The sequence below is a fragment of the Staphylococcus sp. HMSC034C12 genome (assembly GCF_001835895.1).
Lineage (GTDB): Bacteria > Bacillota > Bacilli > Staphylococcales > Staphylococcaceae > Staphylococcus > Staphylococcus hominis.
In genome coordinates this window covers 1-24,084 of sequence record NZ_KV826307.1, presented here as the reverse complement: position 1 = coordinate 24,084, position 24,084 = coordinate 1, and the positions used below count along the sequence as shown (strand labels likewise).

Genomic DNA, 24,084 nt, shown 5'->3' with positions numbered 1-24,084 from the left:
CGCCCTTACTAAATCCATCTTTAGGTGCATCTTTAATCTCTTCGTTTACGACCCATTTATGATTGCTTACTTTTTCATTTCCATTTGTGGGTTTATAACTTACAACATAAGCATATGTTTTATACGCACCTTTTACAGTAGCTTCTGCACCTTTCATACCTGGCATATGCCCTGCTGTAATCGTTACTTTATCTCCTACTTTAAATTCACCCTCATTAGTCGATGTCATATCTTCAGGAACTTTACTTTCATCATTATGCTTCATATGGCTCTCACTTTTTTGGTCATTAGTGTCTTTATCTTTTTCATCATTATTGGAGCAAGCTGATAATATTAGTAATGATCCTAATATCATAAAAAATAATTTTTTAATCATAATAAAACTCCTATCTTTTATTTTAATTTTAATGTAAAGGCATTAATTGTAACGATAACCGTACTTAGTGACATTAAAATAGCACCTATTGCAGGTGATAAAATCAAGCCGATAAATGCTAAAATACCAGCTGCTAAAGGTACAGCAACAATATTATAACCTGCACCCCACCATAAGTTTTGCACCATTTTTCTCATAGTATTATTTGAAAGAGTCAAGAAATGAATTCATAATAAACTCATTTACTGGCTATTTTTCTAGTATTTATATTCAGTCTTTTCAAACTATATTAATCATTTTTTGATTCTTAAATTCTACGCCACAATAGCTGCATTTTATTAAATATACTATATATTCAATCAAGTTCAAAATGAATGTTGTCCCACTCCCATGTTTTTAAAATATCAACTTAATAATTGCAACGACGATTAAAATACATATTATCGTTTTTTGAATATAGTCAGGTATTTTCTGGCCCATTTTCATACCTAGAGGCGTAAATAGTATACTACCTAAAATTAACGGTATTGCACTATTGATAGGAATATAACCCTGTAATAATTTAATCATAAATGCTCCAATAGAAGAGATGAATGCAATTACAATACTATTTGTAACTACCATGTTCATTGGTAATTTAAATATAACAAGTAGTACTGGAATAATAATAAATGCGCCACCAGCTCCTACAATACCAGATACCAAACCGATGATACCACCTATTGTAATTAAAAGTAGACGATTAAACTTAATATGACTAGTAGATGGTGTAACTTTTATAAACATTAGAATAAGAGCTAGTAATGCAATAATAATATAAACCGTATTAACAAACTGAACATTTATTAAATTCGCTAAGATTGCACCTAGCATACTACCTATTACCATTCCACTTCCCATATTAAGTATAAGCGTTCTAGAAAAATTTTTATTTTTATATGCGTTTAAAGATCCACTCAATGTACTAAAAAACACCTGACTTGAAGTTAATCCTGAAGCAATATAAGCACTATAAGTAGGTAAACCAAATAATGGTGGTAATAATAAGAGAGCTGGGTAAATAACAATGGCTCCCCCTATACCGACTAATCCAGAAATAAATCCTCCTAAGATACCAATAACTAACATTACTATAATTGTTGTTATACTTATCATTTACTTTTTATCAATAATTCAACTGCTTCATTAATTAGTGCCTGAGAATCTTCACTATTTTCTTCAGACATTTTGACGCATTCTACTAAGTTTTCACTAATGATAATACCCATTAACCGTTGAATAGAACTTTTAGAGGCACTTAATTGACTAATGACGTTTTTACAATTTTTTTCTTCCTCCATCATTTTAATGACTCCATTAAGCTGTCCTTGTATGCGATGAATACGATTAATCATCTTTTTATTATATTCCAATATATTTCACTCCACATTCATTTTTAATAATTACATCATATTGATTAAATTTTATTTTGTCAAATACCCCCATAGGTATTTGACAAACTATCTAATTCGTTATAATATACCCCCATAGGTATTTAAAAGGAGGTAATTATGTCACAATATGAAACGAAACACATTAATGATTTCACTAAAAAGGAATTAGAAGAATTGGGTTCTAAGGGTCAATTAATTGACGTTCGACAGCCTGAAGAATTTGAATTAGGACACATTAAAAATGCTTTATTACATTCAGTTGAAAATATAGAGACTTTTAAACAAAGCAAAAATAAAACTTACTATATCTATTGTAAAAGTGGTAATCGAAGTAGAAAAGCCAGTCAATTTCTTGCACAACGCGGATACGATGTGGTGAATTTAGACGGAGGTTATACCGCATACGAACAACAACATCATAATGATAATTTATCTAAAGTAAAAGAAGATAGAGAAATTAAAGATAATCGTAAGATGTTCAATTATAGTAATCTACAATGTCCAGGACCTATTGTTAATATTAGTAAAGAAATCAAAAACATCGCTATTGGTGATCAAATAGAAGTTGTTGTGACTGATCACGGATTTTTAAATGATATTAAAAGTTGGGTCAAACAAACTGGACATACACTTGTTAGACTCAATGATTCTGGTAATGAAATTCGCGCTATTATTCAAAAAGAAGAAAATAAAAATATAGAAGTGACACACACGAAAAGTGGAACAACGATTGTTTTATTTAGCGGCGAGCTAGATAAAGCAGTTGCAGCAATGATTATTGCTAATGGTGCTAAAGCTGCAGGTAGAGATGTAACCATCTTTTGCACATTTTGGGGCTTAAATGCACTTAAAAAAATTCAAAGTCAACGCATTAAGAAAAAAGGTATTGCAAAACTTTTTGACTTCATGCTTCCAAATTCACCAATTAACATGCCTATTTCTAAAATGAATATGTTTGGTTTAGGCAATCTAATGATGCGTTATGTCATGAAAAAGAAAAATGTCGATACTTTACCTTCTCTTATTGATCAAGCGGTTGAGCAAGGTGTTAAACTTATCGCTTGTACAATGAGTATGGATGTGATGGGCATTACAAAAGAAGAATTACGCGATGATGTAGAATACGGTGGCGTAGGTGCATATATTGGATATACAGAACAAGCTAATCACAATTTATTTATATAATTAGAAAGGAATGATATTATGTTTTTTAAACAATTTTATGATAAACATTTATCTCAAGCATCTTATTTAATCGGTTGTCAAAAAACTGGAGAAGCCATGATTATTGATCCTATTCGTGACTTATCTTCATATATTCGAGTTGCTGATGAAGAAGGTTTAACCATTACTCATGCAGCTGAAACACATATACATGCAGATTTTGCTTCAGGAATTAGAGATGTTGCTATAAAGTTAAATGCTAATATTTATGTATCAGGTGAAAGTGATGACACATTAGGTTATAAAAATATGCCTAACCACACTCATTTTGTTCAACATAATGATGATATTTATGTAGGAAATATAAAATTAAAAGTGCTTCACACACCTGGTCACACGCCAGAAAGTATAAGTTTTTTACTTACTGACGAAGGTGCTGGAGCACAAGTTCCAATGGGACTATTCAGTGGTGATTTTATTTTTGTAGGAGATATCGGTAGACCTGATTTACTAGAAAAAGCGGTTAAAGTAGAAGGATCATCTGAAATAGGCGCTAAACAAATGTTTAAATCGATTGAAAGTATTAAAGACTTGCCAGACTACATTCAAATTTGGCCTGGTCATGGCGCTGGTAGTCCTTGTGGTAAATCTTTAGGTGCTATTCCAACATCTACGCTTGGCTATGAAAAACAAACGAACTGGGCTTTTTCTGAAAATAACGAAGCTACCTTTATCGATAAACTCATTTCTGACCAACCTGCACCACCACATCATTTTGCACAAATGAAAAAAATTAATCAATTCGGTATGAATTTATATCAACCTTATACGGTTTATCCAGCTACAAATACAAACAGATTAACTTTTGATCTCCGCAGTAAGGAGGCTTATCATGGTGGACATATTGAAGGTACAATCAATATTCCATATGATAAAAATTTCATCAATCAAATTGGCTGGTATCTAAACTATGATCAAGAAATTAACTTGATTGGAGACTATCACCTTATTTCAAAAGCAACACACACCTTACAACTCATTGGATACGATGATGTTGCTGGATATCAATTACCTCAATCTAAGATTCAAACACGTTCCATTCATAGTGAAGACATTACAGGTAACGAATCACATATATTAGATGTACGTAATGATAATGAATGGAATAATGGCCATTTATCTCAAGCGGTTCATGTACCACACGGCAAACTTTTAGAAACAGATTTACCTTTCAATAAAAACGATGTTATTTATGTACACTGTCAATCTGGTATTAGAAGTTCTATAGCTATTGGTATTTTAGAACACAAAGGTTATCACAACATTATTAATGTAAACGAAGGTTACAAAGATATACAACTTTCTTAATAATTATATATTTATGCTAATGAAAAAGGACTATAAGTATTTAGATATAGCTTATAGTCCTTTTTATATTATTGAATAAATATATATTTAAAAAATATTTATATATATATAAATTTATATAATTTAATAAATATTTTACACAGTACATGCCTTTTTTATTTATTGATGTGTTCAAAAAACATAACAGCAATTCTTATAAACCTCATATGTTCTGATACGTTCAAAATTCCTTTATGATGCGGTTTATCGTATAAAAGTTAATTACATATTGTTTCATTCACTATGATTATCGTCATTTATAAGTAATGTATTCAATGTTTCTATTACGTCATCTCTATCATTATTAATTGAACTTAAATTTGCTTTACTTTTAAGTTCTGGATAAGCGTTGTCCATAGCAACTTTGTATCGTGCATGCTCAACTAAAGGAATATCATTTAAACCATCACCTAATACAATCGTTTGTTCACTACTTATATTTAATAAATTTTGTAAAAAGCGAATCGCTTTTCCTTTATCAACGTCTTTATCTACTGCTTCGATAGCAGCTTGAATATGTTTACATAAATATTCAATACGGTAGTCATCATGAATATATCTATAACAATAAATCATCTAGTCTTAAATGACTCGTTTAATCAATAATACTTGTTAGACAAATACTAATTTTCAATTTTTTCATCTCATGTAATCGTTATAGTTACAAGTTGAGTCAGATGTCAATGTTTAAAGTCGCTAAATAAAAAATGCCCTATCATTCAAACTTTCAAATCTCAATGATAGGGTCAGTATAAACAGTTGTATTAATTATATTCATCTTCAATATCGCCAACGATTTCTTCAAGAATATTTTCTAAAGTAATGATACCTTTGAAATCAGCATCATCATAAACTGCAGCAATATGAACTTTTTTCTTTTTCATCATTTCCAAAATGTGCTTCAATGGCGTATTCAGTTTAACGTTGATAATTGGATTAACAAATGTCGCTAACTTAGATGGCTGATCCACATTAAATAATGACTTGGAATGGATAAAACCAACAATTTGATCATCTTTAATGGCTGGATATCTTGTAAATGCATCTACTTTAATTTGTTGAATCGCATCATCAAAACGTGTATTTAAATTGAGTGTTTTGACATGTTCTTGATCGATCATAATATCTTTTGCGACTAAATTATCGAATTTAAATGCTTGATTAATATGATGTAACTCACTGTCATTAATTTCGCCACCTTCATGGCTATCTTGAATTAATTGTTTTAATTCTTCTTCAGAGTGGAATACCTCACTCTCTTTAGCTGGTTTCATGTTGAACATTTTCAAGATTAATCGTGCTGCACCATTTAATAGCCAAATAAATGGATACATTATTTTATAGAAAAAGATGATTGGCTTCGCAAAGAGTAATGTAATATACTCAGCTTTTTGAATCGCAATGGTCTTAGGCGCCATCTCACCTACAACTACATGTAAAAATGTCGCGATAACAAACGCACCACCAATAGTAAATGGATGTATCCATGCTTCAGGAATACCTATACTACTGAATAGTGGGTGTAAAATAAATTCAAATGTGGATTCCCCGACCATACCAATACCTAAAGCGGTAATGGTAATACCTAATTGACAGGCAGCTAAGTATTCGTCAAGATGATCGACAACTTTTTTAGCAGCGATTGCTTTCTTCTCTCCTGCATTAGACAATTGTGCAATTCTTGTTTCTCTGACTTTCACGATAGCAAACTCTGTCGCTACGAAAAATGCCGTTAGGACTAATAATAATATAAAAGTAATCAGACTAAATAGGGTCCCCAAATATGTTCCTCCAAAATAAAAAATATTGTCTTTCTATTTAATAGTATTTTTAAATTAATTAAATATGAAAAATTGCTTTCATCGTATCCAACTTTAGACTGTAATCTAGGTAAGGTATTTAAAGTGTTATTCTATTTATCAATTTGATTCATTTTTATTCTTCTTTAATTAAAATTTTACTTTTTAATTCTTCTAATGTTAGAGGCTTGGCTTTTTTTCTATGTATCATTTTATGACAATTAGAACACAATGGTATTAAATCCGTTTCTGGATTGACAGAGATTTCTTTTCTAATAGTATACATCGGCTTAATATGATGAATCTCAATAAAATTCTTTCCAATATTGCCATACATTTTTTCAAAATTAAAACCACAAACTTTGCAACTAGTTCCATGAATTTCAATCGCTTTCTGTCTTAAATAATGGTTCCTTTCAAATTTAATACCATATTTAACTTGAACTTTTCCTTCTTTATATTCAATATTTTCAAGTTCAATTTCATCCTTATTTGTATTATTAAGAATAGGAGATATTTTTTCTAGTACGAAACTTAATAAATTATCTTTTAATGATCTTGGACCTTGAATATTACCTTTTAATCCATTTAATTTTAAATTTTCATGGGTTAATAACAATTCGTTTATACTTTCAAGTAATTCAAGTTGCATATAATTACCATAATTAACATAATTATCACCTTTCATAATATAATCGCTATCTTCAATTGTAGATTTTGGCTTATTCACTTCTTTAATTTTACATATATATTTAATACATGAATAGGGACGGGAAAGATAAATCAAAACCATATCTCCAACCGCTGCTGATTTCATATTATTACTTTGTTTCCAATCGATTTCACTTAATTTATTGAATGCACCTATAACATCATAATCTTTAACATTACATGGAATAATCCAATATTTCATCATTTATCACCCGTTATATATTAATTTATCGAAATCTATTTTTTTAATTTAAAATAATGAAAACATAACAATAGTTACTATAAAAATTTTATTTACGAAGTTGATTAAAAAACTTTCTCACTTATGATATGCTTCTCCTTATTAGTGATTTTGCTAAAAAAGAGAGGGCAGATTTTGTCCTCTCTTTTTAAACAACTCTATAATTTATTTAACAGATTAGAGAAAAATTGAATGATAGATTGAATAATTTCCACAATACCGTCCCATATGCGTTGAAGGAGATTTCTATTTTCTTCTGTATTCAAATCCTTGGCTTTATCTTTTGCTTTATTCAATAAATCATCTGAGTTTTTTTCAATATTTTTTAATACATCTTTTGCATTTTGTTTAAATGCTTTTGGATCAGAAGTTAAGGCATTAGAGTTTGCCACATTCACCATATTATTATTAATCATTTGAATTTGATTTTCTGATAATATTTCTGACAAGCCACGTTCATCGAGTACTTTATTGACCGTGTCTTCAACTTGTTGTTGTGTTATTTGTTTATCTTGATTTTGTTTAATATCTGCAAGTTGTTCTTTAATATCTGCTATTGAAGCATTCAAAGCTTCATCTGAATATCCATCTTTACCTTTATTTTCTTCTGAAATTCTACCTAAGTCATTCATTTCTTGATTAGAATTTTGAATATCTTCAGCGTTGAGGTCGTTACCTTTTTCTTCATATACTTTATAAATACCAGCTAAAGCACCTTCACCAGTTACTTGGTCGACAGAAGCTATATGTATTTCTGCGTTTTTAATTCCTGCCGTAATTGCAGCATTTTGATATTGTTCAGATGTCACTTTTGTAATGTTATCTGGTGTATCAATTTTCACATCAACACCCTTACCCCATTTTTTATGTTCAATTGTTGCACTTGAATAAATATAACTTAGATTACTGCTGTTTGGGATATAATTACTCACATCATTGACGTTAACATTATAAGTTTCATAGTTATCATCAACGCCTAGATCATTCTCAGTTTGTTGTAAATCTTGCCCTTCTAAGTCAGCGCCTTTAATAAAAACAGGTTCATCCCAATCTTCTTTATTTTCAGCTGCTTTAACAACACCTGAAGCTGATAACAACAATGTAGCTACTGCTAAACTAGTTATTGCTTTTTTCATTTTCAAATACACCATCCCTTAAAATGTTTCATATATTTATATTAATCGTATCCAATAACACGTTTTTGGATTGTTTCAATCATTTCTGAATCAGCCTGTGTCATATCATATTTATAAATTTGGTTGAATCTTGGATTATAAATACCAATGTAACGTATATTCTCAAAGGTAGGCTTTTGAGATGTCTTACCCATTAAATAATATATCACTAATTGAAGCGTACTGTTTTTCTGTGGTAGTTGTTTTGAAACTTTAAAATCCCACAAAGTATCTTCAGTTAGAAAGTCGCCATCTCCACTATCAATAATGCGTGTATAACCCCCCTCAAATTTGAAACCATCCATTTTAACTTCACCAATTTGATTAAAAAATGAAAGACTTCTGTTTATAAGTGATTTTATATTATTAATTGTGTCTTGATCTGGAATTTTAAATTCTTTAGGCCTGCTTCCTGCTCTATAATCGTAATTTACCAATTGACATGCTTTAATAATAGATAGATCATCATTACCATTAATATCTTTTAACAATGATTCGGCTGTTTGTAATTCCCCAGCTAATTTTGCGCCAGTTAACGATATGGCAAATGATTTTTCTTTGTCTTGATTTATAACCATACGAGTAAGGTAGTCTACGACTAAACCAATTGTTTGAGGTGCTATATTTTCATATTTTGTATCTATAAATGTTTCTGGTTCTAGTTGCTTAACTTCAAATGATTTTCTGTTTAAATACCCACCACGGGGTTGTTTAATTTGTGAAATTCTTTGTGTAACACTAACCAATTAAAGACTCCTTTTGATAATAATATTTTTATATTTATGAAGCGTTTGAAGTTTCTTTGTCATTTTCTGAACTTTTTGATTCTACATCTTGAGATTGTTCATTTTCATAGTTGTTACCATCAGTATTTTCATCATTGTTTTGGTTATTATTTTCTTGTGCTGCATCTGGATTTTGCTTATCTTCGCTAGATGGTTGTTCTATTTGTTGATTTGGATCCTCACGTTCCTCATTTTGCGAAGCTTCCTCGTTACTATTTTCTTGCTGTTCTTCATTATTTTGTTTTTGATTTGATTTATTATTATCTTCTTCAATGTTGTCTCGGTTTTGTTCATTTTTTGTATTTTCATTCGTTGATTGTTTACTATCATTATCTGTTTGATTATTTTCTTTTTTATTTTGAGACTGGTTGTTATTTGATATTGATTGATTTGACTCATTGTCATATCCTTGTTCTTTTTGCCAATAATTACCTACGATTTTTGAAAGTTCTTTATATTTTTGTTCTGGTACATCAGAATTGGCAGTTTCAAACTTAGGCATTCCTTTTTTGTATACGTAAGTATTGTAGAAATCAGCAGTTGAATTATAAATATCTTTATCTATATAACCGTTTTCCGCTTCTATAGGACCATCTGGATGTGTAATAGCGCCACCCGTTTTGATAATTTTTCCTGTATTTCTATCTATAATGGCGTGGTGCTTAACGGAGTCGTTTATCCCACCAAAAGGCGTTTCAATAAAAATTTTATCATCATTACTTTTATCTTTATTGTAAATTAGATCATCTTTATTTTGAGTAAAATTGAGTATATCTTCGGAGTTAAAAGCAATAGATTTTGCTTCATCAATTGTTATAGGTTGACTAATTTGATTATTTGCTTCATTTGTTGTTTCTGCAGCATTAGACTCACCTTGAGGTTGATGCTTTGTATTTTGATTGTTTTCTGCTACTTCATCATTTGATTGCTTTTCAGTTTCATCTGATTTTTTATCCCTTTCCTGTGTTTGATCACTGTCTTTTTTATGATTATTGTCTGTATTTTGACCACAAGCACTTAAAATAATAAAAGAAGACAAACCTAACATCCCTAATTTTCTAAATTTCATTCATACATCTCCCTGATATAAAACTCACTTTCCATGCTATCAAAAAATAAAGCGTTATCAAATACAATAAAATTAAAAGGTTCTGTTGCAAAGTAAAAAATATAGCTAACCACTAATTTATCATGTCTGTGTTCGCTTAACTTGCTAGCATGATGCTAATTTCGTGGCATGGCGAAAATCCGTAGATCTGAAGAGACCTGCGGTTCTTTTTATATAGAGCGTAAATACATTCAATACCTTTTAAAGTATTCTTTGCTGTATTGATACTTTAATACCTTGTCTTTCTTACTTTAATATGACGGTGATCTTGCTCAATGAAGTTATTCAGATATTTCGATGTACAATGACAGTCAGGTTTAAGTTTAAAAGCTTTAATTACTTTAGCCATTGCTACCTTCGTTGAAGGTGCCTTATCTGTAATTACCTCTTGAGGTTTACTAAATTGTTTAATGAGACGTTTGATAAACGCATATGCTGAATGATTATCTCGTTGCTTACGCAACCAAATATCTAATGTATATCCCTCTGCATCAATGGCACGATATAAATAGCTCCATTTTCCTTTTATTTTGATGTACGTCTCATCAATACGCCATTTGTAATTAGCTTTTTTATGCTTTTTCTTCCAAATTTGATATAAAATTGGGGCATATTCTTGAACCCAACGGTAGACCATTGAATGATGAACGTTTACACCACGTTCCCTTAATATTTCAGATATATCACGATAACTCAATGCATATCTTAGATAGTAGCCAACGGCTACAGTGATAACATCCTTGTTAAATTGTTTATATCTGAAATAGTTCATACAGAAGACTCCTTTTTGTTAAAATTATACTATAGATTCAACTTTGCAACAGAACCAAAATATATAATATAATTAAAAACTTCCATTGAAGAAAGAGGACTTAGGTTTATGGAATATAATGCTTTAATTATTGAAGATGATATAGATATTGCACATATTTTGTCATTAACATTAACAAAAATGAAAATTAAAACTACTATAGTTTATTCAGGAAATGAAGCTTTAGAGTATTTAAAAACACATAATTACGATTTAATATTGCTAGATTTAATGTTACCTCATATTGAGGGAGAAGAATTACTCACTTATATAAAAAAACACTTAATGAGCAGAATTATTGTTGTATCAGCTAAAACTGAAGTTGAAGAAAAAGTTCGATTATTAAATAAAGGAGCAGATGATTATTTAACAAAACCTTTTAATAATAAAGAATTATCTGCACGAGTTGAAGTTCAATTAAGAAATTTAAATCAATCTCCACCTCAAAATTTATTAGTATGGAAAGAATTAAGTATAGATAAATCGACTAGAAATGTTTACTTAAATAAAAATAAAATCGAATTAACAAATAAAGAATATGATATTTTATGCTTATTAATGAAAACTCCTGAAAAACCAATATCAAAACAAAAGATTTATGAAAAAATTCAAGGGCTTTATTTGGGAGATGATAATACGGTTAATGTCCACGTATCAAATATTAGAAAAAAATTGAGTACCTATACTAACCGATCTTACATTAAAACTGTATGGGGGATTGGATTTATAATAGAATAATTTTCTTTATACTTTCTTTATATTTTACTTAAAGGAATTTAAGACCTTTCCATTTATACTTAAATTGTCTTTTGGAAAGGGGCGAATATTATGAATCTAGTAATCAAAACAAAAGACTTAAGTAAAAAATATAAAGACAATCATGGATTATTACCGACAAATTTCGAACTACATAAAGGTGAAGTTTGTGCTTTAATAGGTAGAAATGGTGCTGGTAAATCTACCTTTTTTAAATTATTAGCAAATCAAATTAAAGCTGATAGTGGAAATATAGAATTATTTAATAAAAAATCCGATATAAAAAATCAAATGCGTAAGCGAATAGGATTCATGATTGAACATCCTGATTTTATTAATAATTTCACAGCCTTTCAGAATTTGAAGTATTTTAGTATCCAAAGAGGTATTTCAAATACTAAAGATATTACTGAAGTTCTTAAAGCGGTGGAATTAGAAAACGTTAATAAAAAATTTAAAACATACTCTTTAGGTATGAAACAAAGGCTAGGATTAGCTTTAGCTCTATTAAATGGACCTGATTTATTAATTTTGGATGAACCAATAAACGGATTAGATGCACAGGGAATAAAAGACTTTAGGAATTTAATTCTCCGGTTAAATCAAGAACACGGTATTACTTTCCTTTTGTCTAGTCATATATTAAATGAATTACAACAAGTAGCTGATAGATTTGTCTTCATTGATAAAGGTAAAATTATTAAAGATATTAGTAAAGAAAAGTTAACCCAAGAAAGTAAACAACAGCTGTTAATACGCGTTGATAATACATCAAAAACTTCTCAAGTTTTAGAAGAAAATATAAAAAATATTGATTACAGGGTAATTAATGCGCAAGAAATAATTGTATATCAAAGTTCGATTGATTATAACTTAATTAATAAGATACTAATTGAAAATAATATAGATGTATATGAATTTAAAATTGAAGTATCTAATCTAGAAGATTACTTCTTAAATATTAAAAGAGGTGATGAAATTGATTAATTATATCAAAAGTGAGAATTATAGATTATTACATAGCAAAAGCATATATTTATACACAATAATATGTGCAACACTAATTATATTAGCCGCTTTTACATTAGTATACTTTGATAAAACTACTTTTAAATTCCCATACGCTAATTTAAAATTCTTTCTTGTTAATGTTGTTTCCTCAGGACTCTTTATCATTGCCATTGGTTCAGCAATGAATTTAATAGTCAACAATAAAGAGAACAAAAACATAGTAAAACAAAGCATTTCTTTCGATATTTCATTAGATACTATTTATTACGGAAAGTTTATAATATTTCTCTTTTATTTCTTTATATTATGTTTAATTTGTACTATTGTAAGTATACTTTTCGGTTCACTTTTGTTTGAAAAAGACTATAAAACATTAAATAATTTTATAATCTCATTAATTAATATGTCACCTTTAATCTTTGGCGCTTTAGCATTATCTCACCTATTGAATAGTTTAAAAATAAATGGTGCATTTTCTGTTCTCTTAACTATTTTTATTTATTACTATGGTGGTGGTTTGTTAGAACTGCTAAAATTTATTAATAAAAAATGGATTATTCTATACAATTATTCTCCTACAAAATTTTTTGAAAAAATATTTCAAGAATACGCTACAGATACAAGCGTTATTCATTTAGAGTGTTGGATGGTCGGTATAGGTTTAGGGGTAGTCTTTTTAATTATAGGAAATTTGATAATTAAAAAGACGAGATATCTAAACTAAAAGTGAGGATAGCTAAAAATGATATACATTTTTTTCCTAATTTTAATACTATCTATAATATATTTAGCTTATAAATATATATCGTTATACATGGAAATAAAACAAGTGACTATACAATTGCAGGACTTAAAAAATGATGTCACTTCGAATCAAGTTATTCGTACTTCCACACAATTCAATATTTCCAAAAATTTGTGTAATGAAATAAATTCAATACTTACTATATATAGAAAACGAAATGTTATTAACAAGAAAAAAGAACTGATGTTAAACCAAGAAATCACTAACATTTCTCATGATTTAAGAACTCCTTTAACAGCTGTGAAAGGATACACAGATTTACTTAATGATCCCCATACTACTTTGAAAGAGAAAAAAAGATATATAGGCATAATAGAGGATAAAACAACTTCACTTATTAACTTAGTAGAATTATTTCATGAAATAACTAAAATTAATTCATTAGATTATAAACTTAATTTTCAAGAACTTTCTTTAAGTGATGAACTTAAAAATAGCTTTTTATCCTATTATAGTGAATTTAAAAATCAAAATATTGATGTAAACTTTAATTTATCAAAAGTTTCAAAAGTTGTTTTAGATCAATTTGCGACAAATAGAATATTTACAAATTTAATTCAGAACACCCTACGCTATAGTAAAAGCTTCGTTGATATTGATTTATACGAAAAAGACAATGACGTAATTGTAAAATTAGCTAACGATACAGATGAACAACTAACTCAAGAAAACATTAAATATATTTTTAATCGTTCTTACATCGCTGATTTAAGTCGTCATAAGCAACATTCAGGAATAGGGTTATATATAGTAAAAAAATTAGTTGCAAAACAAGATGGGCTAGTTTATGCCACATATAAAAATGGTATATTTGAAATTAAAATACACTTTAAAAAAACTAAAAATATAAGTGAAGATGACTAAAAATTTCAAAACTCAAATAACTCTTTATTACTTTTAAGAAGATATTAACTTTAAAAAAATAATTGAGAAAGAATTCAAATACTATTGTATCTATAAACCATTAGGAGCTATAAGTTACCATTAAGGTAAAAAGGAAAATGAAACACTAAGAGTATATCTTATTAAGAAACCCCCACAAAGTTGAGCCAAAACTTAAATTTGTGGGGGCTATTTAATGTTATGCTAGTTTACTATGTTTGCTTATTTATAATGGTGGTGGTCCTAAATATACTGGACCTATATCTTTACGATAATATCGAATATTATTATTTGAAAAAGTATGGAGAATAGCAATCGTAAATATTTTGTGCTTTTCAACAAAGCTTCCTTTAAATTTAATGTAAATGTATTCCCCTTTGCGACTCCAACTAGTCACTTCCTTATTATCCTGAGTGTCTACCATTTTACAAAATTCTTTTTTATCTAAACTTACTGAAAAAAGTTGATTTTCATACTTGAACAACCCTAATTTTTCTTTATTAAATCTTTCTTCATTACTTAAGTGTATTTCGTTATATACTCCAGAATTAACTTCAAAATATGTTAATCTATAATTAATTATGGAAGAAATGGAGTCATAAAAAACATATGAATTCGCTAAAAACAATAGAAATTTATAATTATAAATCTATAAAACATTTGGAACTAAACTTAAATAGAAATTTAAATATAATAGTGGGATCAAATAATTCGGGTAAATCAAATATAATTAGTGCAATATTTGAATCATTAGATGTTAAAAACTTTGATACAGCTCTCCAAAGTATAAGTAGATTAGAAAATTTTGAAAGAAAATTACCTAAAACCATACTTTCAACAAGTAATAAACAAATTATTACTCTTAATAACAAAAATAGACATTCTATTGAATATGAAGATAATAATACTAATACAATATATAATGAAAGCGCAAAAAAAGCTGTAAATAAACAAATTAAAATAGCTAAAGTAGATAATAACACATCTCTTGATCAATCAATAATAGAGATAGTTCAATTTTTTGATGACTTAGATAATAATGAAGTTGCAATTTTATTATCTAATATAAATAGAGACTTATTAGCTATAAGTAAGGACTACTATTCCCTTTTAATTTTTAATAATGAATTATATGTTGCAGATTGCTATGGCGATACAGCACCAATTAATGAAAAAAGTAATGGCGTAAAAAAATTAATAATAATGTCGTATTATATTAATAAATACAATGTAAAAAATAATAAAATGCCAGATATTATTCTCTTTGACGAGCCAGAAGTTCATTTACATATAGAAGCCCAAAGATATTTATATAAAAAAATTCAAGAAGTATTTAAAAATTCACAAATAATTATCAGTACCCACTCGACAGCTTTTATAAATGAAACTGATATAAATAATATTCTTCTAATCGAAAGAGATGTTTTACAAGGAACATATATCGATTACAATAAAAAAGATAAAGTCAAACTATTGGAAATAAATCAAATCATGGGTATAAATTTATTAGATACTTTAAGAATAAACATTAATTCAACTGTAGTGATGGTAGAAGGTAAAACCGATAAAATTGTTCATCAATACATCTACCACAGGTTATTTCCTAAAAAAAGCTTAACATTTATTGAAACAGAAGGAGCTAATAAAATTTCAGATTTTATTACTGTGTATAAAGAGGTATTTCCTAATCCACCACTAGGAGTTCTAGACTATGATAAAAAAGGATTGGAAATGGCAAAAAAAATTCAAAATAATTTTAATAGTGATTATAATAATAGGATAATTTTAAATAATAATAAATCTATCAAAGAGTCAAATTTGGATGAAAAAATCGAAGATGAATACTCAATACAACTTGAAGATTTATTTGAGAAAGAATTTATTACTGAATGTATCTCTGAATTGCTAATTGAAGATGAAATTTCAGATACTTTAAAAGAAGATTTGGAAAGTTACCAGAATTTCAAGTCTTTCGAAAATGTAATTGAGAAGAAAAATATTATGAAAAAAGACTCTAAATATCATATTAATAAATATTCATTAAATATTTTAATTATTAGAAAATTAAAAGAACTAGATGAACCCAATTTTCAAAAAACAACGTCTAAGTTCCAAGAAATATATATTACTTTAAACAAAAAAAATAACACTTAGATTAATGTTATTATATTTAAAAATACAGGCATATAATTATTTAAATTTTGATATATTTAAATTAAAAATATTTAAGAGGTGTTATTAATGGCCACTATAGGTTTTGAAGAAAAATTATGGCAAGCAGCAGATAAATTGAGAGGAAGCATGGATGCTGCTGAGTATAAAAATGTAGCATTAGGTTTAATTTTTTTAAAGTATGTATCAGATTCTTTTGAAGAAAAATATGAAGAATTGAAGCAAGATCCTTATGCTGATGAAGAAGATCAAGATGAATATTTAGCAGAAAACATTTTCTGGGTTCCAAAAGAAGCAAGATGGCAATATATCAATGATAATGCTAAGAAACCTGAAATTGGACAAATGATTGATAAAGCAATGATTGCGATTGAAAAAGAAAATGAATCATTAAAAGGTGTGTTACCAAAAGAATATGCGCGTCCTGCGTTAGATAAAGAAAAATTAGGAGATATTATTGATTTATTTACATTTAAAGTTGGTGATACTGAAAGTCGTAAGCAAGATGTATTGGGCCGAGTGTACGAATACTTTATAGCAAAATTTGCAAGTGCTGAGGGTAAAAATGCTGGCGAATTCTATACACCATCATCAATTGTAAAGTTATTAGTTGAGATGATTGAACCTTATAAAGGACGCATTTACGATCCATGTTGTGGTTCAGGGGGCATGTTTGTACAAAGTGAACGCTTCGTTGAGAAACATCAAGGTCGATTAGACGATATTGCGATTTACGGACAAGAATCTAACCCTACGACTTGGAAATTAGCAAAAATGAACTTAGCTATCCGTGGTATTGATAATGACTTAGGTGAACGAAATGCTGATACATTCCATAACGATTTACATAAAGGATTAAAAGCAGATTACATATTAGCCAATCCTCCTTTTAATGCAAGTGATTGGGGACAAGAACGATTACTTGATGATTATCGTTGGCAATTTGGAGTACCTCCAAAAGGCAATGCCAACTACGCATGGATTGAACATATGATTTCAAAATTAGCACCTAACGGTACAGCAGGATTCGTATTAGCAAATGGATCGATGTCTACAAGTGGAAAAGATGAATTAGAAATTCGCAAAAATCTTATTGAACAAGATCTAGTGGAATGTATTGTTACCTTACCAGGTCAACTCTTTTATTCAACACAAATACCTGTATGTCTTTGGTTCATTAGTAATAATAAAGGTCAAAATAGTAAAAAAGAACGTAAAAATGAAATTTTATTTATTGATGCTCGTGAAATCGGTCATATGGTAACTAGAACGTTAAAAGAATTTTCAGATGAAGATATTCAAAAAGTAGCACAAACATATCATGCTTGGAAAGGTACAAACGATAAACCCTACGAAGATATAGCTGGTTTTTGTCAAGTAGCTAATTTAGAAGAAGTTAAGAATAATGAATACATTTTAACGCCTGGACGATATGTTGGTTTAGCTGACGTTGAAGAAGATGAAGAACCTTTTGAACAAAAAATGGAACGTATTACTTCTGAATTAAGTGAACAATTCGCAAAATCAAAAGAACTTGAAGACCAAATCCGTAAATCATTGGAGGGATTAGGTTATGGAGTATAAGTTAGGAAATTTATCGAATTTTTATGATTCTTTACATAAAACACCTAAAGTTTATAGTACATCAGGTTATCCAATGATTAGAGTTAAGGATATAGAAACGGGGTTTCTAAACATCTCTCAGACGGCTAATGTAAGTGAATTAGATTATTTAGAATTCACCAAGAAGTACAAACCTACTGTCGGCGATATTATAATTACTAGGGTAGGAACATATGGGAATGTAGCGCTAGTAGTAAAAGATGAAAATTTTTGTTTAGGACAAAATACTGTGGTTTTAAATCCTATAAGAAAAACAATCGATAATAAGTACTTATTCTATGCTTTAAGAGGTCCCTATGTTCAACAACAAATTGAAAGCAAAGTTACTGGGTCCACTCAAAAAACAATAAGTTTAAAAAGTTTAAAAGAAATAGAAGTTAAAAGATTTGACTATAAGAAAGAAATGCTTATAGGAAAATTTTTATATAATATAGATAACAAAATTGAAATAAATAAAAAAATCATAGCAAACCTTGAAGAACTATCACAAACATTGTTTAAACGTTGGTTTGTAGATTTTGAATTTCCAGATGAAGATGGTAACCCTTATAAATCTAGTGGTGGAGAAATGATTGATAGTGAATTAGGAGAAATTCCTAAGAACTGGAGAAAAACTACACTAGGTAATTACATAGATTTAGATAAAGGTTTATCTTATAAAGGGAAATTTTTAGATAAAAAAAATGAAATAGAAGAATCTATTCCAATGTTATCACTAAGTAATTTTCAATTTTATAGTGGATTTAAAAATGAAAAGACAAAATATTATTTTGGAGACTTTAAAGATAAGCATAAAGTTAAGGCGGGAGATATTATTATAGCAGCTACTGATTTGACTCAAGACAGAAAAATGCTAGGTGCTCCTGCGTTAGTACCAAATTTAAACGAAAATATGATTTATAGTTTAGATGTATTTAAAGTAAAGGAGTCTACTTTGCCTAAATATGTAGCATATTTCTTAATGCAAACCAATAAATATAGAGAATTTGTTGAAGGTAGCGCCACTGGAACTACTGTGCTTAGAGTTTCAAAAGATATTATTTTAAAAGTTCCTATTATTATTGATTTAAATATAGCAAATGAATTTAATGAAATTATTAAAAAATATATGCAAAAAATTGAAAAATTGAATACAGAAAATGAAATTTTAGTTGACTTGCGAGATACGCTTCTTCCTAAACTCATGTCTGGTGAAATAGAAATACCTGATGATATCGAGGTGAATACAGATGAACTTTCAATTTAATGAAGATGATTTAGAACAAGTTGCATTAGAATGGTTAGAATCACTAGGTTATTACTATAAAAAAGGTAATGAAATTAGTATGGCAGGTCTAGCACCAGAACGTAAAAGTGATAAAGATGTAGTACTTCACGAACGTTTAGAGAAAGCATTAAGAAAAATCAACTCAGGCATCCATCCTCGTTTTATCGAAAAAGCCATACATGAACTAACTTTAGAGAAGTCTCCTAACCTTTTAGAAAATAACCTTACCTTTCATGAAAATTTGATCAATGGTGTTGAAATCGAAGACTATGATGACGAAGGACAATCGGTAGTAGAAATTGTTAAAATCATTGATTTTGAACATCCACAAAACAATGATTTTTTAGCAGTCAATCAATTCACGGTCGTTAATGGAGACTATACAAAACGTCCCGATATTGTCCTCTTTATCAATGGCTTGCCTATCGTTGTGATTGAACTTAAAAATTCAACCAATGAAACCGTAGGCGTCGAAGACGGCTATCATCAATTAGAAACATATAAAATGCGTATTCCACAATTATTTACATTTAATGAAGTGCTTGTTACAAGTGATGGCATTAATACTAAAGCCGGTTCACTAACTGCGAACTATGATCGTTTTATGACTTGGCGTTCTAAAGATGGAGAAACGGAATCTTCATCAAGTTTAGCTAGCTTAGACGTACTGATTCATGGGATGTTAAATCCAGAAACCTTACTTGATTTAATTCGATATTTTGTCTTATTCCAAGATGATGGTAAAGGACATATTAGTAAAATTCTAGCAGCGTATCATCAATACTATGCTGTTAATAAAGCTGTTGATAGAGCTTTATCAGCTTCATCTAGAACTGGTGATGGCAAAGGCGGTGTTATTTGGCATACCCAAGGGTCTGGTAAAAGTTTAACCATGGTCTTTTTCTCTGGAAAATTAATTCAAATGCTGAATAATCCTACCTTAGTTGTCGTAACAGATCGTAATGATTTAGATAACCAACTATACAGTACGTTTGTTAAATCGAAAGGACGGTCTGGTAAAGGTTTATTAAGACAAACACCAAAACAAGCTGAAACACGTAAAGAATTAAAATCGTTATTATCTGTTGAGTCGGGTGGTATTGTATTTACAACGATGCAAAAGTTTGAACCTGAACAAAATGAAACGACCATGGCTGCCCTAACAGAACGTAAAAATGTGATTGTTATGGCAGATGAAGCACATCGTACACAATATGGCTTTAACGCTAAATATGATGATAAAGGCAAAGGGATTAAATATGGTTATGCGAAGTATTTAAGAGATGCTTTACCGAATGCAACATTTGTAGGATTTACGGGTACGCCCGTAGCTTCAACGGATAAAAATACGCAAATGGTCTTTGGGAACTATATCGATGTTTATGATATGACACAAGCCGTAGCTGATGGAAGTACAGTTAAAATTTACTATGAAAGTCGTGTAATTCCATTAAATCTACCTCAAAATTTAGATTTAGATGAAGCATATAATGACATTACAGAAGATCAAGAAGAGGATGTAAAACAGCGTTTAAAATCAAAATGGTCACGAATTGAAGCCTTAGCAGGCGCAAAACCTCGTGTAGAAGCCTTAGCCGAAGACATCATCCAACATTTTGAAACACGTCAGCAAGCGATGAAAGGTAAAGGAATGATTGTGACCATGAGTCGTCGAATTGCTGTTGATTTATACGATGAAATCATTCGTCTAAAACCGGAATGGCATTCAGATGATGATGATAAAGGGGTTATTAAAGTGGTAATGACAGGCTCATCTAGTGATCCTGCTTCTTTCCAAAGACATATTGGTCCTAAAAAACGTCGTAATGTATTAGAAAAACGTATGAAAGATGTGAATGATGAATTACAACTCGTGATTGTTCGAGATATGTGGCTGACAGGATTTGATGTTCCTTCCATGCATACGATGTATATCGATAAACCAATGAAAGGCCATAATTTGATGCAAGCAATTGCTCGAGTTAATCGAGTGTTTAAAGATAAGCCGGGTGGATTGATTGTCGATTATGTGGGTATTGCCGAAAGTTTGAAAGAGGCACTTAAAGAATATACAGAATCAGATCAAGCTCAAACGGCAATAGATACAGATAAAGCGGTTGAATTGATGTTATTGAAGTATGATGTGATTCAAGATATGTTATATAATCTTGATTATTCTAAATTTAATTCAGATAAAAAATCTGAACGTTATTATACAATATCGAATACGATGGATTATGTGATTGGTTTAGGTGAAGATGAACGTCAACGTTTTATTAAAACAGTCACAGAATTAGGGAAAGCTTTTGCTCTTTGTGCGACTGAACCAACAGCTCAAGAACTCAATGATGAAATTGCTTTCTTTAAAGCGGTTAAAGCAGGGCTTGTTAAATTATTACAACCATCAAAAGAAGGAAAAACACGTAAAACTCCGGCAGAAGTTGAAGCAGAAATTAATCAACTGGTATCACAATCTGTTGTAACTGAAGATGTGATTGATGTTTATCAAACGCTAGGTCTTGAACAGCCTGATTTATCAATCTTATCTGATGATTTCTTAAAAGATGTCGAAGGATTGAAACAGAAAAATGTGGCGGTAGAATTATTAAATCGATTACTCAAAGGACAAGTTAAATCATTAATGAAAACGAATGCAACGGTATCTAAGCGTTTCTCTGAGATGTTAGGAAATTCGATTAATAAATATAATAGCCGTTCCATTGAAACATCTAAAGTGATTGAAGAACTCATTCAACTCGCTAAAGATATCAAACAAGAACAACAACGAGGAAATGAATTAGGCCTAAATTCGGATGAGATTGCGTTTTACGATGCTTTAGTTTCACATGAAACAGCGAAAAAAGCAATGGAAGATAAAGAACTACGTGCGATTGCTCATGAATTAACTAAAACAGTAAAAGAAAATATGGGGGTTGATTGGTCTAAACGTGATAGCGCAAAAGCTAAAATGCGCGTAGCTGTTAGACGATTGCTTAAGAAATATGGCTATCCACCAGATTTACAAAAAATGGCTGTAGAGCAGGTCGTAGAACAAGCAGAACTTATGGCGAGTAATCAATAAAAAAATAAACTAAAAGAGCATCCCTAACTGCAAAGTGAAGGATGCTCTATTTACTTATAAGTAATAATCATACATTAATTCAGAATGAGTGTTAGATAAATTTTCACCATAGTACTTAACATAATCAATGATATTAGTAATATAATTGTCTTCAATTTTTATTTTTTGAGGGATTGCTTCTAAACAATGGTCTGAAGAATTTCTATATGATTTAGAAAGATCAATCACATCATACGAGGATAAATCTTCTGAATTTGAATAAACAAAATAGTTTAATTTCATTTGATCTATAAATCGATTGAAAGATCCAAAGGACAGGAGCCAATCTCGAGTATTTTTTTGTTCATAAGCTTTCTGTAATTTTAAATTAGTTTCATGATTATAAAAAGATTTGATATCAAAAAGTGTGTAATCAATTCTATCTTTTAGTAAGTTACCTCTAAGTTGATTAATAGAATTTTTTTGAACTGGAAAAGCTAAGTGTCCCATTCTACTGCCTCTAATAAGTGCTAAATCCTTTAGCCATATTTCTTCTCCTTTATGATATTGAAAGAGTGTCTTCCAACCAATGATAGCATCAAGGCTACATTTGTGATTATTAATACTAAGATAATAGGGCTTATTTATATATTGATTTTCTTGCATTTCATTATAGAAATCTTGCATTTCGGCTACAAGTGCTTTATCTACAGCATCAGGATCTATATATATAACATTAATTAGAGATTTAAGTTTACTTAAAGAATTATCCTTTTTTAATTTATTATTATGCTTATAATACTTCGCTTCTTCTTTCAAAGTCGTCCAAAAATCACTAGCATATAAAGACTTTATTAAATTAATGTTATTTTCATATACATATCTTTTCATCAATTAACCTCTACTTATGAAATTTTATTTTATTGTATCATTCTAATTGAGTAATAACTTCAACTAATGATAATAAATTAATCAGTTTTAATAAACGAATTAAAGAGAAACAAAAAAATAAATAGATAGCATCCCTCACCGCAAAGTGAAGGATGCTCTTTTTTTATTAGAATATAGTTTTCATTTTGATAGATAATGGTTAATAATTATCTGTAAATCATTATTAAGTACCGTTGTTATAGAGTCATCATTCATAAAATCATCATAGATTTTATCCAGTATTTCTTCATCGTCAATCGTTGTGAAATGATGTACTAATCCTTTTACGATCGATATATAATTTTGTGATGCTAAACAATTAGCAACCGTTCGCCAATCTGATTGTTTAATTTCATGGTTCATAGATAATCCTCCTTTATTTCAATGTCCATTTTTGTCTTGCTTTAGGATTGAGTGGATGCATGATTTCATTCGTTGCTGGGTTTATGAGCTTTTTGACTTTCTTTTTGTGAGGTTTTAACATTTCCATCACTTGTTCGACACGTTCAACAACAACTGGCCGCTTCGCATAAGCACCATAAGCAAGAATCACTGTTTCACTTTCAC

Annotated in this window: 22 protein-coding genes and 3 pseudogenes; 10 read left to right on the top strand and 15 right to left on the bottom strand. The window is 29.4% G+C overall.

Annotation, left to right across the window (positions count from 1 at the left end; all coding sequences use genetic code 11):
- The 4 genes and pseudogenes from HMPREF2629_RS01095 to cstR all read right to left on the bottom strand — a co-directional run.
- Positions 1–376: YdhK family protein (locus HMPREF2629_RS01095; protein ID WP_053019975.1), on the bottom strand; the 376-nt coding region annotated here is incomplete at its 3' end.
- A gap of 17 nt (positions 377–393) precedes the next feature.
- Positions 394–603, bottom strand: a pseudogene (locus HMPREF2629_RS10825) (heavy metal translocating P-type ATPase); the annotation flags it as partial.
- Positions 604–772: 169 nt separating this feature from the next.
- Positions 773–1,531 carry a sulfite exporter TauE/SafE family protein gene (locus HMPREF2629_RS01090; protein WP_002473148.1) on the bottom strand — a complete coding sequence of 253 codons (759 nt, stop codon included), beginning with the start codon at positions 1,529–1,531 and terminating at the stop codon, positions 773–775.
- Positions 1,528–1,788 carry a persulfide-sensing transcriptional repressor CstR gene (gene cstR, locus HMPREF2629_RS01085; protein ID WP_000456195.1) on the bottom strand — a complete coding sequence of 87 codons (261 nt, stop codon included), beginning with the start codon at positions 1,786–1,788 and terminating at the stop codon, positions 1,528–1,530. The genes HMPREF2629_RS01090 and cstR overlap by 4 nt, the downstream gene beginning before the upstream one ends.
- A 138-nt stretch (positions 1,789–1,926) precedes the next feature.
- On the opposite strand from cstR, the gene HMPREF2629_RS01080 reads away from it, so the two are divergent.
- A complete protein-coding gene (locus HMPREF2629_RS01080) occupies positions 1,927–2,994 on the top strand; it encodes a DsrE/DsrF/DrsH-like family protein (protein WP_002473139.1) in 1,068 nt (355 codons plus the stop codon).
- A gap of 18 nt (positions 2,995–3,012) precedes the next feature.
- Positions 3,013–4,341, top strand: a complete 1,329-nt coding sequence (cstB, locus tag HMPREF2629_RS01075; protein ID WP_070813057.1) for a persulfide dioxygenase-sulfurtransferase CstB — start codon at positions 3,013–3,015, stop codon at positions 4,339–4,341.
- 273 nt (positions 4,342–4,614) lie between these two features.
- On the opposite strand, the pseudogene HMPREF2629_RS01070 reads toward cstB, so the two are convergent.
- From HMPREF2629_RS01070 to HMPREF2629_RS01040, 7 genes and pseudogenes are all read right to left on the bottom strand, one after another.
- A pseudogene (locus tag HMPREF2629_RS01070) lies at positions 4,615–4,938 on the bottom strand (HAD-IIB family hydrolase); the annotation flags it as partial.
- A gap of 206 nt (positions 4,939–5,144) precedes the next feature.
- On the bottom strand, positions 5,145–6,161 hold the full coding sequence (locus HMPREF2629_RS01065) for a hemolysin family protein (protein ID WP_070813056.1): 1,017 nt from the start codon (positions 6,159–6,161) through the stop codon (positions 5,145–5,147).
- A 154-nt stretch (positions 6,162–6,315) separates the two neighbouring features.
- Complete coding sequence (locus HMPREF2629_RS01060; RefSeq protein WP_070813055.1) at positions 6,316–7,092, bottom strand: HNH endonuclease; 777 nt, start codon at positions 7,090–7,092, stop codon at positions 6,316–6,318.
- A gap of 197 nt (positions 7,093–7,289) precedes the next feature.
- The gene (locus tag HMPREF2629_RS01055; RefSeq protein WP_070813053.1) at positions 7,290–8,267 is read right to left on the bottom strand and encodes a DUF1002 domain-containing protein; all 978 of its coding nucleotides are present in this window, start codon (positions 8,265–8,267) and stop codon (positions 7,290–7,292) included.
- 41 nt (positions 8,268–8,308) lie between these two features.
- Positions 8,309–9,052, bottom strand: a complete 744-nt coding sequence (locus HMPREF2629_RS01050) for a hypothetical protein (protein ID WP_070813052.1) — start codon at positions 9,050–9,052, stop codon at positions 8,309–8,311.
- A gap of 34 nt (positions 9,053–9,086) precedes the next feature.
- Entirely contained in the window at positions 9,087–10,160 is a 1,074-nt protein-coding gene (locus HMPREF2629_RS01045) for a hypothetical protein (protein WP_070813051.1), read from the bottom strand.
- Positions 10,161–10,296: 136 nt separating this feature from the next.
- Positions 10,297–10,971 (bottom strand): annotated as a pseudogene (locus HMPREF2629_RS01040) (IS6 family transposase).
- Between the two features lie 108 nt (positions 10,972–11,079).
- Here HMPREF2629_RS01040 and HMPREF2629_RS01035 point away from each other — a divergent pair.
- The 4 genes from HMPREF2629_RS01035 to HMPREF2629_RS01020 all read left to right on the top strand — a co-directional run bounded on the left by HMPREF2629_RS01035 (position 11,080) and on the right by HMPREF2629_RS01020 (position 14,446).
- Positions 11,080–11,748, top strand: a complete 669-nt coding sequence (locus tag HMPREF2629_RS01035) for a response regulator transcription factor (RefSeq protein WP_002473506.1) — start codon at positions 11,080–11,082, stop codon at positions 11,746–11,748.
- Between the two features lie 90 nt (positions 11,749–11,838).
- Positions 11,839–12,753, top strand: coding sequence for an ABC transporter ATP-binding protein (locus HMPREF2629_RS01030; RefSeq protein ID WP_070813049.1), 915 nt, complete (start codon positions 11,839–11,841; stop codon positions 12,751–12,753).
- Positions 12,746–13,501 carry a hypothetical protein gene (locus HMPREF2629_RS01025; protein WP_070813048.1) on the top strand — a complete coding sequence of 252 codons (756 nt, stop codon included), beginning with the start codon at positions 12,746–12,748 and terminating at the stop codon, positions 13,499–13,501. Before HMPREF2629_RS01030 ends, HMPREF2629_RS01025 begins: the two co-directional genes overlap by 8 nt.
- Positions 13,502–13,618: 117 nt before the next feature.
- Complete coding sequence (locus tag HMPREF2629_RS01020; protein WP_100217431.1) at positions 13,619–14,446, top strand: sensor histidine kinase; 828 nt, start codon at positions 13,619–13,621, stop codon at positions 14,444–14,446.
- A gap of 244 nt (positions 14,447–14,690) precedes the next feature.
- Here the strand turns inward: HMPREF2629_RS01020 and HMPREF2629_RS11225 are convergent, their stop codons facing one another.
- Positions 14,691–14,861 carry a hypothetical protein gene (locus HMPREF2629_RS11225; RefSeq protein ID WP_256325147.1) on the bottom strand — a complete coding sequence of 57 codons (171 nt, stop codon included), beginning with the start codon at positions 14,859–14,861 and terminating at the stop codon, positions 14,691–14,693.
- Between the two features lie 212 nt (positions 14,862–15,073).
- Between HMPREF2629_RS11225 and HMPREF2629_RS01010 the strand changes: the two genes are divergently transcribed.
- The 4 genes from HMPREF2629_RS01010 (at position 15,074) to HMPREF2629_RS00995 (ending at position 22,608) form a co-directional block, all read left to right on the top strand.
- Positions 15,074–16,618 carry an ATP-dependent nuclease gene (locus tag HMPREF2629_RS01010; protein WP_070813046.1) on the top strand — a complete coding sequence of 515 codons (1,545 nt, stop codon included), beginning with the start codon at positions 15,074–15,076 and terminating at the stop codon, positions 16,616–16,618.
- 87 nt (positions 16,619–16,705) lie between these two features.
- Positions 16,706–18,220 carry a class I SAM-dependent DNA methyltransferase gene (locus HMPREF2629_RS01005; protein WP_070813045.1) on the top strand — a complete coding sequence of 505 codons (1,515 nt, stop codon included), beginning with the start codon at positions 16,706–16,708 and terminating at the stop codon, positions 18,218–18,220.
- Positions 18,210–19,505, top strand: a complete 1,296-nt coding sequence (locus tag HMPREF2629_RS01000) for a restriction endonuclease subunit S (protein ID WP_070813044.1) — start codon at positions 18,210–18,212, stop codon at positions 19,503–19,505. The genes HMPREF2629_RS01005 and HMPREF2629_RS01000 overlap by 11 nt, the downstream gene beginning before the upstream one ends.
- Complete coding sequence (locus HMPREF2629_RS00995; RefSeq protein ID WP_070813042.1) at positions 19,489–22,608, top strand: type I restriction endonuclease subunit R; 3,120 nt, start codon at positions 19,489–19,491, stop codon at positions 22,606–22,608. Before HMPREF2629_RS01000 ends, HMPREF2629_RS00995 begins: the two co-directional genes overlap by 17 nt.
- Positions 22,609–22,662: 54 nt before the next feature.
- Here the strand turns inward: HMPREF2629_RS00995 and HMPREF2629_RS00990 are convergent, their stop codons facing one another.
- From HMPREF2629_RS00990 to HMPREF2629_RS00980, 3 genes are all read right to left on the bottom strand, one after another.
- The gene (locus HMPREF2629_RS00990; protein WP_070813040.1) at positions 22,663–23,478 is read right to left on the bottom strand and encodes a DUF6994 family protein; all 816 of its coding nucleotides are present in this window, start codon (positions 23,476–23,478) and stop codon (positions 22,663–22,665) included.
- Between the two features lie 180 nt (positions 23,479–23,658).
- A complete protein-coding gene (locus HMPREF2629_RS00985) occupies positions 23,659–23,880 on the bottom strand; it encodes a hypothetical protein (RefSeq protein WP_070813039.1) in 222 nt (73 codons plus the stop codon).
- Between the two features lie 13 nt (positions 23,881–23,893).
- The coding region (locus HMPREF2629_RS00980; protein ID WP_141756709.1) for a DUF1643 domain-containing protein at positions 23,894–24,084 on the bottom strand (191 nt) is incomplete at its 5' end.

What these genes read in the sequence shown, in the direction of transcription:
- HMPREF2629_RS01060 (WP_070813055.1), bottom strand. Translation starts at nt 7,092, where the DNA reads ATGAAATATTGGATTATTCCATGTAATGTTAAAGATTATGATGTTATA.
- HMPREF2629_RS01030 (WP_070813049.1), top strand. Translation starts at nt 11,839, where the DNA reads ATGAATCTAGTAATCAAAACAAAAGACTTAAGTAAAAAATATAAAGAC.
- HMPREF2629_RS01055 (WP_070813053.1), bottom strand. Translation starts at nt 8,267, where the DNA reads ATGAAAAAAGCAATAACTAGTTTAGCAGTAGCTACATTGTTGTTATCA.
- HMPREF2629_RS00995 (WP_070813042.1), top strand. Translation starts at nt 19,489, where the DNA reads ATGAACTTTCAATTTAATGAAGATGATTTAGAACAAGTTGCATTAGAA.
- HMPREF2629_RS01090 (WP_002473148.1), bottom strand. Translation starts at nt 1,531, where the DNA reads ATGATAAGTATAACAACAATTATAGTAATGTTAGTTATTGGTATCTTA.
- HMPREF2629_RS01035 (WP_002473506.1), top strand. Translation starts at nt 11,080, where the DNA reads ATGGAATATAATGCTTTAATTATTGAAGATGATATAGATATTGCACAT.
- HMPREF2629_RS01045 (WP_070813051.1), bottom strand. Translation starts at nt 10,160, where the DNA reads ATGAAATTTAGAAAATTAGGGATGTTAGGTTTGTCTTCTTTTATTATT.
- HMPREF2629_RS01000 (WP_070813044.1), top strand. Translation starts at nt 18,210, where the DNA reads ATGGAGTATAAGTTAGGAAATTTATCGAATTTTTATGATTCTTTACAT.
- HMPREF2629_RS00990 (WP_070813040.1), bottom strand. Translation starts at nt 23,478, where the DNA reads ATGAAAAGATATGTATATGAAAATAACATTAATTTAATAAAGTCTTTA.
- HMPREF2629_RS01080 (WP_002473139.1), top strand. Translation starts at nt 1,927, where the DNA reads ATGTCACAATATGAAACGAAACACATTAATGATTTCACTAAAAAGGAA.
- HMPREF2629_RS01005 (WP_070813045.1), top strand. Translation starts at nt 16,706, where the DNA reads ATGGCCACTATAGGTTTTGAAGAAAAATTATGGCAAGCAGCAGATAAA.
- cstB (WP_070813057.1), top strand. Translation starts at nt 3,013, where the DNA reads ATGTTTTTTAAACAATTTTATGATAAACATTTATCTCAAGCATCTTAT.
- HMPREF2629_RS00985 (WP_070813039.1), bottom strand. Translation starts at nt 23,880, where the DNA reads ATGAACCATGAAATTAAACAATCAGATTGGCGAACGGTTGCTAATTGT.
- HMPREF2629_RS01010 (WP_070813046.1), top strand. Translation starts at nt 15,074, where the DNA reads ATGAATTCGCTAAAAACAATAGAAATTTATAATTATAAATCTATAAAA.